Annotated in this window: 11 protein-coding genes; 6 read left to right on the plus strand and 5 right to left on the minus strand. The window is 52.1% G+C overall.

The features are described 5' to 3' along the window. Window positions 1-73 precede the first annotated feature (73 nt). Window positions 74-1,114: a glycosyltransferase family 9 protein gene (locus ACT3TC_RS11970; RefSeq protein WP_193053424.1), complete on the plus strand. Its 1,041-nt coding sequence runs from the start codon at window positions 74-76 to the stop codon at window positions 1,112-1,114. Here the strand turns inward: ACT3TC_RS11970 and ACT3TC_RS11975 are convergent. After that, a complete protein-coding gene (locus tag ACT3TC_RS11975; protein WP_193053425.1) occupies window positions 1,094-1,858 on the minus strand; it encodes a glycosyltransferase family 2 protein in 765 nt (254 codons plus the stop codon). The genes ACT3TC_RS11970 and ACT3TC_RS11975 overlap by 21 nt on opposite strands. Before the next feature lie 101 nt (window positions 1,859-1,959). Then, window positions 1,960-2,895, minus strand: a complete 936-nt coding sequence (locus tag ACT3TC_RS11980) for a glycosyltransferase family 2 protein (protein ID WP_193053426.1) — start codon at window positions 2,893-2,895, stop codon at window positions 1,960-1,962. A 354-nt stretch (window positions 2,896-3,249) separates the two neighbouring features. Here ACT3TC_RS11980 and ACT3TC_RS11985 point away from each other — a divergent pair, with 354 nt between their 5' ends. Next, window positions 3,250-4,902, plus strand: coding sequence for a sulfatase-like hydrolase/transferase (locus ACT3TC_RS11985; protein ID WP_193053427.1), 1,653 nt, complete (start codon window positions 3,250-3,252; stop codon window positions 4,900-4,902). Here the strand turns inward: ACT3TC_RS11985 and waaF are convergent. Together waaF and rfaD are read right to left on the minus strand one after the other, a co-directional pair. Beyond that, a complete protein-coding gene (waaF, locus tag ACT3TC_RS11990) occupies window positions 4,892-5,938 on the minus strand; it encodes a lipopolysaccharide heptosyltransferase II (RefSeq protein WP_193053428.1) in 1,047 nt (348 codons plus the stop codon). The genes ACT3TC_RS11985 and waaF overlap by 11 nt on opposite strands. Next, window positions 5,931-6,887 (minus strand): ADP-glyceromanno-heptose 6-epimerase, encoded by a 957-nt coding sequence (gene rfaD / locus ACT3TC_RS11995; RefSeq protein WP_087106966.1) that lies wholly within the window; start codon window positions 6,885-6,887, stop codon window positions 5,931-5,933. The genes waaF and rfaD overlap by 8 nt, the downstream gene beginning before the upstream one ends. Window positions 6,888-6,998: 111 nt before the next feature. Between rfaD and glyQ the strand changes: the two genes are divergently transcribed. From glyQ to gmhB, 4 genes are all read left to right on the plus strand, one after another. Then, window positions 6,999-7,958, plus strand: a complete 960-nt coding sequence (gene glyQ, locus ACT3TC_RS12000) for a glycine--tRNA ligase subunit alpha (RefSeq protein ID WP_172118752.1) — start codon at window positions 6,999-7,001, stop codon at window positions 7,956-7,958. Beyond that, window positions 7,958-10,024: a glycine--tRNA ligase subunit beta gene (glyS, locus tag ACT3TC_RS12005; RefSeq protein WP_192526756.1), complete on the plus strand. Its 2,067-nt coding sequence runs from the start codon at window positions 7,958-7,960 to the stop codon at window positions 10,022-10,024. Before glyQ ends, glyS begins: the two co-directional genes overlap by 1 nt. Before the next feature lie 279 nt (window positions 10,025-10,303). Beyond that, a complete protein-coding gene (locus ACT3TC_RS12010) occupies window positions 10,304-11,020 on the plus strand; it encodes a hypothetical protein (RefSeq protein ID WP_444640215.1) in 717 nt (238 codons plus the stop codon). 84 nt (window positions 11,021-11,104) lie between these two features. Beyond that, window positions 11,105-11,668: a D-glycero-beta-D-manno-heptose 1,7-bisphosphate 7-phosphatase gene (gene gmhB / locus ACT3TC_RS12015; protein WP_193053430.1), complete on the plus strand. Its 564-nt coding sequence runs from the start codon at window positions 11,105-11,107 to the stop codon at window positions 11,666-11,668. A 102-nt stretch (window positions 11,669-11,770) separates the two neighbouring features. Here gmhB and gyrB read toward each other — a convergent pair whose 3' ends face one another. Further along, window positions 11,771-14,191 carry a DNA topoisomerase (ATP-hydrolyzing) subunit B gene (gyrB, locus tag ACT3TC_RS12020; protein WP_193056893.1) on the minus strand — a complete coding sequence of 807 codons (2,421 nt, stop codon included), beginning with the start codon at window positions 14,189-14,191 and terminating at the stop codon, window positions 11,771-11,773. Window positions 14,192-14,195: the final 4 nt, after the last annotated feature.

The raw sequence follows: 14,195 nt of genomic DNA on the forward strand, positions 1-14,195 counted from the left end.
CTTCGCCACGCACTGTTAAACAAGCCCTTCATTCTCTTGTAGTATACAGACTGCAATTAACGGGGCACCCAAAATGGCGCAGAAAGTGCTGGTCGTACGTAATGATAAAATTGGTGATTTCATGCTGGCCTGGCCAGCGCTGGCCTGCCTAAAAAGCGCATCACCTACGCCGCATATTACGGTGCTGGTACCGGCTTACACTGCACCGCTGGCTAGCGAATGCCCTTGGGTGGATGAGGTGATTATCGACCCTGGTAGCCATGCTGACAAACACGCCCAGAAAGCACTGCTTAAGCGCGTAAAATCCGCCCAGTTTGATGCGCTGCTGACCCTGTTTTCAACGCCACGCATTGGCTGGCTAGGCTGGCGGGCAGGTATACCGCTTCGTGTTGCTCCTGCGACCAAGTGGGCTCAACTGTTTTACAACGTGCGCATTCGCCAGCGCCGCTCTCAATCGGCAAAGCCTGAATATCAGTACAACGTGGACCTAGCGTGCGAGCTGTTATCCAGGCTTTCGCTTAAGCTGCCTGCACTGCCCGAACCGCCCTTTTGGCCACTGCCCAGAACACAAATGCAGGGCCAAACGCCGACAGAGGAGATGACAGCCGAAGTATCTATCGTTGTGCATCCAGGCAGCGGTGGCTCGGCGGTTAATCTTTCAATTGATCAGTACGCGGGGCTTATTGCTCAAATAGACCAGCAGGTGAAAGAAGCGCCACCTATTAATTGGTTGATCAGCGCCGGCCCTAGAGAAGAGGCACCTGCCCAAGCGTTAATCGACCGGCTTGCCAGCGCTGGCGTCACGGCCAGGCATCTACCCGAGAGCAGCAACATCGCTGAGTTTGCCCACCGGCTGGCCGAGGCCGATATGCTGATTGCGGGCTCAACTGGTCCGCTGCATATTGCTGGATGCTTGGACATCGCCACCGCAGGATTCTACCCGGCTAAACGCTCGGCCACCCCACTGCGCTGGCAAACGTGCAACAGCGCTGAAAAGCGGCTGGCCTTTAGCCCTCCAGCCACTGCTGATCAGCAGGACATGTCGGCGATTGATATTGACGCTGCCGCTCAGCAAATTTCAACGTTTCTCCTTTCAGCGTTTATGCGGGGGTGATGTTCGGGTGCGGATCCATAAGTCAGCGTACTTATTAAACGTAGAGTGCGCTGACAAAAGCGCTAGCAAGAACCCCTGCTTGCCATCCTTAAAGCCCGCTTTTAGCAGATACATCTTCACAAAGCAGGCAAGCCCATGTGTGAAACCGCTCGCCAGCGTGGCTGTTTTACCCTGAGCGGCCCGTTGCTCCGACCACGCCTGCGCATAGTGGGCAGATTTTTCCAGATAATGGCGCAGATCACGGTAAGTGTAGTGCAGCAAATCACCTGATAGGCGTTTGACCGCTAGACCATCGGGCACCACCAGTTTTTCATGTACCAGCGCTGCATTATAGGATGCTTGCCCTTTGGGATAGAGACGCGCGACCCAGTCCGGGTACCAGCCAGAATGACGAATAAACCGCCCGAAACACCAGGAAAGCCGCCCGAGACTAAAAACGGCTGGCCCCCCCTGCACAGCCTCCTGAATGCTTTTTTGCAGCGCTGGCGTAATGCGCTCATCGGCATCCACCATCAATATCCATTCGTGGCTGGCCAGCGCCTCGGCGCGCTGACGCTGTACGCCAAAGCCCTGCCAATCCGTATTAACACTTACGTTATCCGTATACTCGCGCGCAATCGCGCAGGTTTCATCCTGGCTCCCCGCATCCAGCACGACAATTTCGTCGGCCCAGGTGAGCGTATCAAGGCATTCACGCAGATGGTGCGCTTCATTTTTAACAATCAACACAGCAGAAATTGGCAAGAGGATTTCTCAGCTTAAGAATTTTTCAAGGTAGCAGCATCATAGCTTTCACAAATCGCATGTAAAAATTAGCATCTTTTTAATTAGCATCTTGCTGTTTTCTAAACGACCTCTTCGTGGTGCTTCTTTATTTTTTGAGAGTATCTCAAGCTGTTTTTTTGCGGAAATCCACTTAGCATTAACAGGAACATTCTGACGCCCATTTTCTTCTTAAACATTCTAAAAAACAGCTTAAAGAATAATGCTATTTTAAGTAGAGTTCGACTGGTGCGATTGTAGTGTTTACTTAGCAAGTGGTAATAGGAAATATAAAACTCTTGTTGCATTAGAAACCCCTGCTCTGTGCTACCACCCGCTTCGTGAAATACCTGTGCTTCAGGAATAAAAAAAACTTTACTACCAGACTCCCAAACTCTTTTAGCAATATCCTCTTCTTCACAGTAAAGAAAAAAGGCGGTATCAAAACCACCAATATCGCAGAAAGCATCTGCATTAAAAAACATGCAAGAGCCACTAACAACTTCAACCTGTGTGGGTTTATCTAGCTTCACACGATTGCTTGGAAATTTAACCTTTGAAAACTTTCTTTGCACGCTGTTACCAAACAGCTGTTTTAAAAGATGGGGAAACTGTTTGTGCGAAGATGAATAATTGTTGTTGGCATCGACTATTTGAGCAGTTGCCAACGCCACCTCTGCGTTTGAATCCAGATATGTCTTTAATACACCTGCCGTATTATTTAAAAGTTTACAATCATTGTTAACAAAAAAGTAATACTGTCCACTCGCATGATTTACCCCTAGCATGTTGCCACTTGAGAACCCGCTGTTGATGGAGTTCCTAATTAATTTCACGTCATTTTTATCTTTCAGAAACTCTTTCAGATTTAAAAAATCTTTATCTTCAGAGGCATTATCAACAACAATAATTTCGTAAGATACGCTATCAGTATTCGATAAAATGCTATTAATTAATTCAGCTGTATATTGTGAAGAATTATAATTTATCGTAATAAATGACACTTCTATTTTTTTCATAAGGAACCACTGTGGTTGAGTTCAATTTAAAGAATGCTTCATTACAATAAATGACGAATACTTCTGATAGCGGTTGCAGATAGATGTATATAGTCAACTATTTAAATTCTACCGTAAGCCGCCATACTATTAAACATCGCTGCCAACCCACCCTGGATCGATAAAAACCAACAGCTCATTCATATAGCCACAGTAGGCTGCCTCAACGTGCTGCCATATAGAAAATCAAACTTCCCCCCCCTGCCGATCAAGGGCATAAGAAGGCAGATGGTTTTTCAGCGGCGCTTTAGCGTAACATTGCACTAGCACCAACAACGTTATTTTACCAAAATTGCAATAGCATTAGGATATGGCATGCCCTTTTCAAGGATACTGAAACTTACTCCCTGGCTGCCACTAGCGACCATTGGCCTTAGCCTGGGCTATGCCGCTACCGTGTTAACTCGCCTGCCCTGGTGGGCGCTCTTTCTCATCGCCGCTGGTTGGATCGGCACGGGGTTGAAGCTGAGCTGGGGTCGCCCAGCAAATGCTCGCTACCGCAAAGTATGGCCCTGGTCATTAGTGCCGCTAAGCTTGATGGGCGTGTACGTTTATTTAGCTGACAGCTTCGGCAATGTCGATTTAGGCGCTGTGTTTTTTCATTTACAGGCCGGTATCGCGGAGCACGGCGGCGCCAGCAAAATGGTGGTCGCGGTGCTTTATACGCTGACTATGCTGGGCATTTTATGCTCCATTACGTGGCTTTCCCGCCATGACCAGCGCTGGCGACTAGCCGAGCGCTATTTTGCGATTATTTTGCTGGCGACCAACCCGTTACTTTATGGCTTGGGGCAACGCAGCGTTGCCGTCGTGGCTGATGATAGAGAGTGGTTAAATCGACGTTATATGCCGCCCATGACCGGCGAGCAGTCACACACGCCTAATCTGCTAATCATGTACCTGGAGAGCCTTGAGCGGACCTATAGCAACGAGGTTTTTGATGACGCTTATGCCGACTTGAACACGCTGGGCGAACAGGGTCTGGTTTTCGAAGGCATCCGACAAATGGAAAACACCGGCTGGACCATGGCGGGAATGATCGCCAGTCAGTGCGGTGTTCCGCTAATGCCTGCCGGGCTTTTACACGATACACAGTTTGAGCCATTGAAAAAGGTGGTGCCTGGCGTTGACTGCCTGGGTGATATTTTAGCGGCTCAAGGGTATCAATTAAGCTACCTGGGGGGCGCTAGTACGCAGTTCGCGGGTAAAGGCCTTTTCTATCGTGGTCATCAGTTTAATCGCGTAATGGGTAAAGAAGCGTTTTTACCCGACATGGAAGATCCAGAGTATTTAAATAACTGGGGACTCCATGACGACACGCTTTATGAGTTTACCGCTGATGAAATACGCCGGTTAAATGAAGAGAATAGCGGCCCCTGGGCAGTGGTGAATCTTAACCTGGCAGCCCATGCGCCGAGCGGGTTTCCGTCCCAATCCTGCCAGGACCGCCAGGGCATATTTGATGGCCAGGATATTCTGTACTCAGTGGAGTGCTCGGCTCATGAAGCACGGGTATTTATCGAGCAGTTACAGCGCGAAGGGCTTTTGGATAATACGCTGGTAGTTGTACTCAGCGATCACCTCACCATGCGAGTCTCCGTATGGGACCAACTGACAGCCCTGGACCGCGATAACACGCTGATTATGCTAGGCGACTATATTGAGCCCCAGCGTATTCGCCGCGATGCCACGATGCTGGATGTGTTTCCAACGATATTAGAAGCGCTTGGCTTTACCTTGAACGATCACCGAGCAGGGCTGGGTGCTTCACTACTCAGTGAAAAACCCACGCTGGCTGAGGTGCATGGTATCGAAACACTCAACGAGCGCTTGCGTGAGGAAACCGCCCTGCAGCACCGCTTATGGGAAGGGCTAACGCCCCAACGCCGCGAAGCAGAAGATACCTCAGCAACTCAAGTGACAGAAACGCCAGCGGATCAGGCCGACGAAGTAAACATCACCCATTAATGATCAAGCCGCTGGCACGCTGCGGGTCGGCTTGCATCGCCTGATAGACCTGCTCTACCGCTAACTGATTAAGGCAGTTGGTATGCCCCAACGGGCAAACACGCTTAAAGCAGGGCGAGCAGTAGAGCCCCAAATAATGAGCGACAGCGTTGTTGGTCAAGGGCGGCGTATAGGCCGGTGACGAAGAGCCGTAAAGCGCATGAATGCGCACGCCGACGGCAGCGGCCACATGCATGAGACCTGAGTCGTTGGTTACCACTTGCCGACAGTCGGCCAACAGGTCTACCGCATCGGCTAACTGCGTTTTGCCGCATAAATTATGCGCATGGGGAAGCCCTTTCACAATGCTCTCGCCTGCCGAATGATCTTTTGGCCCACCCAGTACCCGAATTTCAAAACCGTCGCTGATAAGTTGTGCGGCCAGGTTGTGAAAATAGGCCAGCGGCCACTGCTTGGCAGGCCCATATTCTGCACCGGGCATCATGCCAATGGCGGGCCGCGATGACAGCGCATGAGCCAGGCGCAAATTAACCAGGTTATCCCGGTCGATCATTAAACGCGGCCTGGGGATCGGAAAATCCCCGTTTAGCGCTTCATCACGAGGCAAACCCAGCGATACAAACCGCTTTACGGTCTGGTCCAGAACCTGCTTATCTAGCTTGCGGCGCTCTTTTAAAAGCCCATAGCGATGCTCGCCCAAAAAGCCCACCCGCTCAGGAATGCGAGCCATGAAGGGAACGAGGGCGGCTTTCCAGGAGCGTGGCAGCACAATGGCACGGTCAAAGCGCCCTTTTAGCTGGCTGGAGAGTTCACGGCGATTAGCCAAACCAAACTCGCCGTGACCAACAGCCAAGGGGAGCACTTCGTCTACCTCCGGCATACGCTCTAAAATGGGCTGTGACCACGCGGGCGCAACCACCCCAATGGTCGCATCAGGCTGACGCGCTTTAAGCGTCATAAAGAGGCTTTGCGCCATGACCATATCGCCCACCCATGACGGGCCAACCACCAGCAGACGCTTGGCGGAATTAGCCATTTAGCCACTCCAGGTAAGCGCTAACCCCTTGGGCCACGGTTTTGAACTCAACATCGCAGCCGGCTTCACGCAAATGACTGATGTCGGCACGCGTGTAGCTTTGATAACGGCCTTTCAACTCTTCAGGAAAATCGATGTAATTGATCTCGCCTTTACCATAGAAGTCGATGACTGCTTCGCCAATCGCTTTAAAGGGCTCTGCTCGGCCAGTTCCCAGGTTAAAAATGCCAGACGCTTGAGGGTTATCCAAAAACCATAGATTGACGTCGACGACATCGCCCACGTACACAAAATCCCGGCTCTGCATGCCAGCCTCATAACCACCATAGGCGCCAAACAGTTTCAGGGTTTCGCCGTTACGGATTTGAAGATGGTTATGGTAAGCGACACTTGCCATCTTGCCTTTATGCTGTTCACGAGGGCCGTAAACATTGAAATAACGGAAACCAACGACCTGGGTAGTCAGCGACTCCCAGCGTGAGCGCACATGTTGATCAAACAGCAGCTTGGAGTAACCGTAGACATTAAGCGGTTTTTCGTACTCGGGCGCCTCTTTAAAGACGTCACTGCCGCCATAGGTCGCGGCGGATGATGCGTAGAGGAAAGGGATACCGAATTTCTCACAATAATTCAGCAGTACCTTCGAGTACTCGAAGTTATTTTTCATCATGTACTGGCCGTCCCACTCCGTGGTATCGGAACACGCCCCTTCATGAAAAATCGCCTCGATGTTTGGCAAGTCGGTTATCTCGCCGCGCAACGCGGCCTCTACCTTGGCAAGAAAGTCATCTTTATCCAGGTAATCGGCCAGCGTACAGTCGGCTAAATTGACAAATTTAGTGCCGTCGCGCAGGTCATCCACCACCATGACATCATTACGGCCGCGCGCATTCAGTGCTTTCACGATGTTTGCGCCAATAAAACCGGCACCGCCTGTTACAACGATCATTTTGCTCTCCTTAACCAAAAGCGGTTCTGTTGGCTTATGTGCCTATAACCCATCTGCCTAGGATTGTATACTTGACGGCTTATGAATTCATGGCCAACGGTGCTTTCTGCGATGAGTGTCTCGACAAACCAATCGACACCTGATGTGTCGACCTTCCAAGGCTTGATCCTTGCTCTGCAACAGTACTGGGCAGAACAGGGCTGCGTCATTCTCCAACCTCTTGATATGGAAGTTGGCGCGGGCACCTTTCATCCCGCTACTTTCCTACGCTCAATCGGCCCGGAAAGCTGGAACGCGGCCTACGTTCAGCCTTCTCGCCGCCCAACCGATGGCCGCTATGGCGAAAACCCCAATCGCCTGCAGCACTACTACCAGTTTCAGGTCGTCATGAAGCCATCGCCAAGTAATCTGCAGGACCTTTATCTTGGCTCACTAAAGCGTTTAGGCCTGGACCCACTGATCCACGATGTGCGCTTTGTTGAGGATAACTGGGAATCGCCAACACTGGGCGCTTGGGGCCTGGGTTGGGAAGTATGGCTCAATGGGATGGAAGTTACCCAGTTCACCTATTTCCAGCAAGCGGGCGGTATTGAGTGCTACCCCGTTACCGGTGAGCTGACCTATGGTCTTGAGCGGATTGCCATGTATCTGCAAAACGTTGACAGCGTTTACGACCTGGTATGGGCGATTGCCCCGGACGGTAGCCAAGTCACCTATGGCGATGTGTATCTGCAGAACGAGCGTGAGCAATCGACCTATAACTTCGAGCATGCCGACGTCGATCAGCTGTTTGCCTCCTTCGATCACCAGGAGCGTGAGTGTGCCAAGCTGCTGACCGCCAACCTGCCCTTACCTGCTTATGAGCAGGTACTCAAGGCATCACACACCTTTAACCTTCTGGATGCCCGTCACGCTATTTCGGTAACCGAGCGTCAGCGCTTTATTCTGCGCGTGCGCACCATGGCGCGGGATGTTGCCCATACCTACTTTGAGTCGCGTAAAGCAGCAGGTTTCCCCATGGCTCCAGAAGCGCTTCGCCGCGAACTACTTGCCGATCAGGGAGATGCATAATGGCTGTTGATACGCTTTTATTAGAACTGGGCGCCGAAGAGCTGCCACCCGCGGCGCTGGATGCACTCTCTGACGCGTTTGCTGCGGGGATTGAAAAAGGCCTGCAAGAGGCCGAGATTCCTTTCCAGCACGTGACCGCTTACGCCACACCTCGCCGTTTAGCCGTCAAGGTCAGCGAGCTTGCCGATAAACAGCCGGACCGCGAGGTAGAGCGTCGTGGTCCGGCGCTGGCCGCCGCCTTTAAAGACGGTGTTGCAAGCAAAGCAGCCGAAGGCTTCGCTCGTTCCTGTGGTGTTAGCGTCGATGAGCTAATTCACCTGGAAACAGACAAAGGCACTTGGCTTGGCTACCGCGAACAGCAGCAGGGTGAGAGCCTTCAAGCACTTCTGCCCGAGATTCTGCGTAAAGCCATTCAGGGCCTGCCTGTACCTAAAAATATGCGCTGGGGGGCATCACGTATTGAGTTCTCCCGCCCGGTGCACTGGTTGGTCGCACTTTACGGCAGCGATGTCATTGCCGCAGAAGTGCTGGGATTACAGGCTAGCCGCACCACCTATGGCCACCGCTTCCACGCCCCCAATGCGATTCAGCTTGAGCACGCCGATGATTATCTGGCCACGCTCGAAAACGCTTACGTATTGGCGGACCGCAAGCTGCGTCGCGAACGCATTCGCGAGCAAGTACTAGCCGAAGCGGAAGTACAGGACGCCAATGCCGTTATCGACGAAACCCTGCTCGTTGAGGTCAGTGGTTTGGTGGAGTGGCCGGTCGCACTTACCGGCAGTTTCGATGAGCGCTTTTTGGAGGTCCCGGCGGAGTGTTTGATCTCCTCCATGAAGGCCAATCAAAAGTACTTCCACCTGCTGGATGACCAGGGCAAGCTCAAACCGCTGTTTATCACTATCTCCAATATCGATAGCGCTGATCCACAACAGGTAATTTCGGGTAACGAAAAAGTCATTCGTCCGCGCCTGGCGGATGCCGCCTTCTTCTACGATACCGACCGTAAGCAGAGCCTGGCTTCGCGCATTCCGCAACTTGAAAGCGTAGTGTTTCAGCAGCAGTTGGGAACACTGGCCGACAAAGCACGTCGTACCACCGCTATTGCCACTTTCATTGCTGAGAAGATCAACGGTGACGTTGCCAATGCACAGCGTGCTGTGGCACTTGCCAAGTGTGACCTGGTCACCGAAATGGTGCTCGAGTTCCCTGAGTTACAGGGCATTATGGGTCGCTACTACGCCGAGCAGGACGGCGAGCCTGCGGATGTTGCTCAAGCGATTGAAGAGCAGTACCTGCCACGCTTTGCCAGCGATGCTATTCCGCAAAGCCTGACCGGGCAAACGCTGGCCTTGGCGGATCGCCTGGACACCCTGGTAGGTATCTTTGGTATTGGTCAGCGTCCAACCGGCGCAAAAGATCCCTTCGCCCTGCGCCGCGCCTCAATTGGCGTGTTGAATATCCTGATCAAGGGCGAGCTGAATCTTGATCTGCGCGAGCTTTTAGATGCCGCCGCTCAGCAGCATCAGGGGCTGCCCAAGGCTGAGGGGCTGGTAGAGGACGTGCTGACCTATATGCTGGATCGCTTCCGCGCTTGGGGTCAGGAAGAAGGCATTAGCGCCGAGATGTACCTAGCGGTGCGTGCACGCCCGGTCACCAACCCGCTCGATTTCGCTCGCCGGCTGCGCGCGGTGAAAGCCTTTGCTCAACGTGAAGAGGCAGCTGCGTTAGCCGCCGCTAACAAGCGCGTGACCAATATTCTGAGCAAGCAGGATCACAACGGCAACCTTCAGGTTGACCCGAGCCTGCTGCAAGAGGAAGCCGAGCAGGTACTATTCAAGGCCGTTACCAGCCGCCAGGAGCAGGTAGCCCCGCTGTTTGGTACCGGTGATTATCAGCAAGCGCTGGATGTACTGGCGACGCTTCGTGAACCCGTTGATGCATTTTTTGATCAGGTGATGGTCATGGCGGATGATGAAGCAGTGCGCAATAACCGTCTTGCTCTTTTGGCGAGCCTTCAGGCACTGTTCCTGGAAGTTGCTGATATTTCGCTGCTCCCCCAATAACGCTCTCTCGACCGTCTGCCGGTGGCTTTTATGCCACCGGCAGCACGCTTATCACTCCTTCCCCTACCTGCCTTTTAGCGCGCTCATTTCTGGCTGTGACGTATAATCGTGACGCTCCTCTTTGAAGGTCTCTTCACGCGCTGCTGGTTTGTTTCACGTGAAACACCGTGAAAAAATAATCGATTTTTACTAAAATAAAGTTTTCCTGATGCGTTAATTCCCCTTTGTAGACGTAATGCGTGTTATTGCTTGGGTGCATAAGCACTCTGGAGTTGCCCTGTGTACGATCTCTTTCTACTGGACTCATTTCCCCAGCAACAGGCTAGCATGGCTTCCCATACGCTGAATGGCCAAAAGGTGTGGTTAAAACGTGCCGCCAAACGGAACTCGCAGCTTGCCTATGCGCCGCTCAAGTTATTGGCTGCATGGTTTAATATTGAAGCGTTAAAGCCGGTCCCCAACCTGGGCGGCGAGCAAAGTATTTTCACCGAGGCCCAACGGATTAGAGCCTTAAGTGAAGCAGGTATCTCCGTTCCCGTCATCCTGGCCGAAAATCCTCAAGCCCTTCTTTTAGCGGATGCAGGGTCGCCTGAACAACCCGCGGTGACACTGCTGGAAAAGCTCAAAAAGGCGAGCAGTGTTGAGGAAGTGGATAAAGCGCTTAGTCAAAGCATTCAGGCACTCAACGCGGTTCATGAGCGCAATTGCTACCTGAGTGAAGCGTTCGCACGCAATATCCTTATCACCCACGACCAAACTGTCTTTATCGATTTTGAAACGGATCCAGGTAAAGTACATACCCCAATCAACTGTATGGTGCGCGATTGGTACTGCTTTATCTTTTCACTCTATGGCAAACTCTCTAAATCACCGATGCAAATCGAACGTTTAACCCCTGCGCTGATTGATGGATTGCACAGCGCCCGGCAGGAAGTTCGAGAGCAGTTTAAAAAAACGCTGCCCAAACTACTCCGCTTGCAAAAATATCCCATTTAAATACCTGGGTAGTGATGGCCGCAAAATTAGCGTCACGTTGCAGGCGTTGGCGATGCTTAATCAGCGTCTTTAATGGAACGCGCAATGCCTATCTCCCCCGAGCAGCTGGTTATTCTTGATCGTGACGGCGTCATTAATCAGGATTCTGACGCCTATATAAAGTCACTCGAAGAGTGGCTGCCCTACCCTTCTTCCATCCATGCTATCGCTAAATTATCCCAAGCCGGCTACACCGTTGCGATAGCCACGAATCAGTCGGGCATTGGCCGCGGTTATTACGATGCAGGCGTTCTCGGTCAAATGCATGACCGTCTAAATGCGTTGGTCAATGCCGCAGGAGGAACCATTGCGCATATCGCTTATTGCCCGCATGGACCCGCCGATGATTGCGAGTGCCGCAAACCCTTACCGGGCTTGCTGCATGATATTCAGCGTGCGCTAAGTTTATCGAGCTTATCCGGCAGTTGGATGGTAGGTGATAGCCTGCGCGACCTGCAAGCGGGCGAAGCATGTGGCTGTCAGTCGGTATTAGTAAAAACTGGCAAAGGCGAGAAAACACTGGCCAAGGGCGTAGGCCTGGAAAATGCCCACGTTTATACAGATTTAGCCGAGTTTGTTGATTGGCTGTTATCCCGTTCATCCGGCTGAATTTTATAGCTCAAAAAAATGCCGCTGGCTTTAAGCCAGCGGCATTTTTCATTTCAAACAATGTTTCACGTGAAACATGTTATGCGAGCTTCGCTCGGTGCCTTATACGTCCAGATTAGCGACCAAGGCATTGCTTTCGATAAAGTTACGCCGTGGCTCTACATCATCACCCATCAAGGTGTTAAACATCATATCGGCGGCGACGGCGTCTTCAACCGTAACACGCAGCATACGGCGGCTATCCGGGTCCATGGTGGTTTCCCAAAGCTGATCTGGGTTCATTTCGCCCAGCCCTTTATAGCGCTGTACCGAAAGGCCACGCTGACCTTCCTGCATTAGCCACTGCAACACCTCGGAGAAGTGAGCCACAGGCTTCTGACGCTCGCCACGGGAAATAAAGGCGCCCTCTTCAAGCAGCCCATTAAGAGTATCACCCAGCGCTGAAATAGCCCGATAATCCGCACTTTCAAAGAAGTCCAGGCCCCAGTCGTACTCGGTAGTCACGCCATGCGCAATAAGCGACACGGTAGGCAGTAACAAGCCACGCTCCTCATCTTCTTTCAGATAGAAGGTGTAACGCGGCCCGCCTTCATAGGCCACCATGTCATCCATGACTTTTTGCAGTTCAGCAATCCAGTTTTCCATGGTGACACGATCTTTAAGACTCGCCTCGCCCTGCAATCCTGTGACATGGATGATCTGCTTCAATACTTCAATCGGGTAAACGCGTGCCAGGCGATCGATACGCTTCATCACGTTGCGATACTGGTTTACCAGGGCTTCCAGCTGCGAACCGGAGATACCCGGCGCGTCCGCATTTACGTATAGACCTGCGCCATCCAGCGCTGTCGTGGTCAAGTAATCGACCATGGCCTGCTCATCTTTAAGGTAGAGCTCTTGCTTGCCTCGCTTGATTTTATAGAGCGGCGGCTGGGCAATAAAAATATGGCCGCGCTCAATCAGCTCCGGCATTTGGCGGAAGAAGAAGGTCAGTAGCAAGGTACGAATATGTGAACCGTCGACATCCGCATCGGTCATGATGATGATGGAGTGATAACGGAGTTTATCGGGGTTAAACTCTTCGCGACCGATACCACAGCCCAGCGCGGTGATGAGCGTACCCACTTCAGCTGACGAAAGCATTTTGTCAAAACGTGCTTTTTCGACGTTCAGGATTTTACCTTTAAGCGGCAAAATGGCCTGCGTGCGACGGTCACGCCCCTGCTTGGCACTGCCACCGGCCGAGTCGCCCTCCACCAGGTAAAGCTCTGACTGACTGGGGTCTTTCTCCTGGCAATCAGCAAGTTTGCCCGGCAGGCCTGCAATATCCAGCGCGCCTTTACGCCGCGTCATGTCCCGGGCCTTACGTGCCGCTTCACGCGCACGTGCCGCATCCAGCATTTTATTAACGATTGCTTTGGCTTCGTTTGGCTTTTCAATCAGGTAGTCAGAAAACAGGCGGCCCATTTCCTGCTCAACGGCTGTTTTCACTTCACTGGACACCAGCTTGTCCTTGGTTTGTGAAGAGAATTTCGGGTCAGGCACTTTGACAGAAACAATCGCCGTTAAGCCTTCACGAGCATCATCACCCGCCGTGCTTACCTTGGCTTTTTTGAGCAGGCCTTCCGCTTCGATGTAGTTATTCATCGTGCGCGTCAGTGCTGCCCGGAAGCCGGCCAAGTGAGTACCGCCATCACGCTGAGGGATATTATTGGTATAGCAGAAGATGCTTTCCGTAAAGACGTCGCTCCACTGCATTGCCACTTCGACTTCAACACCGTCCTCCCGCGAGGCAGTAAAGTGGAAAACAGGGTTCAGAACCGTTTTATTGGAGTTGAGGTGATCAACAAAGGCTTTCAAGCCGCCTTCGTAATGAAACAGCTCTTCCTTACCGCTGCGATCATCCATTAGCCGAATGGCAACGCCAGAGTTCAGAAACGACAGCTCACGCAGACGTTTGGCCAAAATATCGTAATGGAATTCAATATTAGCAAAGGTGTTCTGGGAAGGGCGGAAATGAACACGTGATCCGGTTTTTTCCGTTTTACCCACCACGCTAAGCGGTGCCTGAGGCACGCCATGGTGATAAATCTGCTCAAACACTTCGCCCTGGCGCCAGATGGTTAAGCGTAGCTCTTCAGAAAGCGCATTAACCACGGAGACACCCACACCGTGAAGACCGCCAGATACTTTATAAGAGTTATCGTCAAACTTACCGCCCGCGTGTAACACGGTCATGATGACTTCTGCGGCAGAGACGCCCTCCTCTTCGTGCAGCTCGGTAGGAATACCGCGACCATTATCGCTAACGGTTACCGACTCATCGGCATGAATAACCACGCGAATTTCACTACAATGGCCCGCCAAAGCCTCATCGATGGAGTTATCCACCAACTCGAAGACCATGTGGTGCAACCCGGTGCCGTCGTCGGTATCACCGATGTACATACCAGGACGTTTGCGTACTGCATCCAGTCCTTTGAGCACCTTGATGCTTGATGAATCGTAAGCCTGTTCGCTCATTGAC

The organism is Halomonas sp. AOP27-A1-41 (genome assembly GCF_052378605.1).
In the GTDB taxonomy this organism is placed as follows: domain Bacteria; phylum Pseudomonadota; class Gammaproteobacteria; order Pseudomonadales; family Halomonadaceae; genus Vreelandella; species Vreelandella citrativorans.

Excerpts from the sequence above, each read along its gene's own strand:
- glyQ (WP_172118752.1), top strand. The coding sequence starts at position 6,999 with ATGAGTGTCTCGACAAACCAATCGACACCTGATGTGTCGACCTTCCAA.
- glyS (WP_192526756.1), top strand. The coding sequence starts at position 7,958 with ATGGCTGTTGATACGCTTTTATTAGAACTGGGCGCCGAAGAGCTGCCA.
- ACT3TC_RS11985 (WP_193053427.1), top strand. The coding sequence starts at position 3,250 with ATGCCCTTTTCAAGGATACTGAAACTTACTCCCTGGCTGCCACTAGCG.
- ACT3TC_RS11980 (WP_193053426.1), bottom strand. The coding sequence starts at position 2,895 with ATGAAAAAAATAGAAGTGTCATTTATTACGATAAATTATAATTCTTCA.
- ACT3TC_RS11970 (WP_193053424.1), top strand. The coding sequence starts at position 74 with ATGGCGCAGAAAGTGCTGGTCGTACGTAATGATAAAATTGGTGATTTC.
- gmhB (WP_193053430.1), top strand. The coding sequence starts at position 11,105 with ATGCCTATCTCCCCCGAGCAGCTGGTTATTCTTGATCGTGACGGCGTC.
- waaF (WP_193053428.1), bottom strand. The coding sequence starts at position 5,938 with ATGGCTAATTCCGCCAAGCGTCTGCTGGTGGTTGGCCCGTCATGGGTG.
- rfaD (WP_087106966.1), bottom strand. The coding sequence starts at position 6,887 with ATGATCGTTGTAACAGGCGGTGCCGGTTTTATTGGCGCAAACATCGTG.
- gyrB (WP_193056893.1), bottom strand. The coding sequence starts at position 14,191 with ATGAGCGAACAGGCTTACGATTCATCAAGCATCAAGGTGCTCAAAGGA.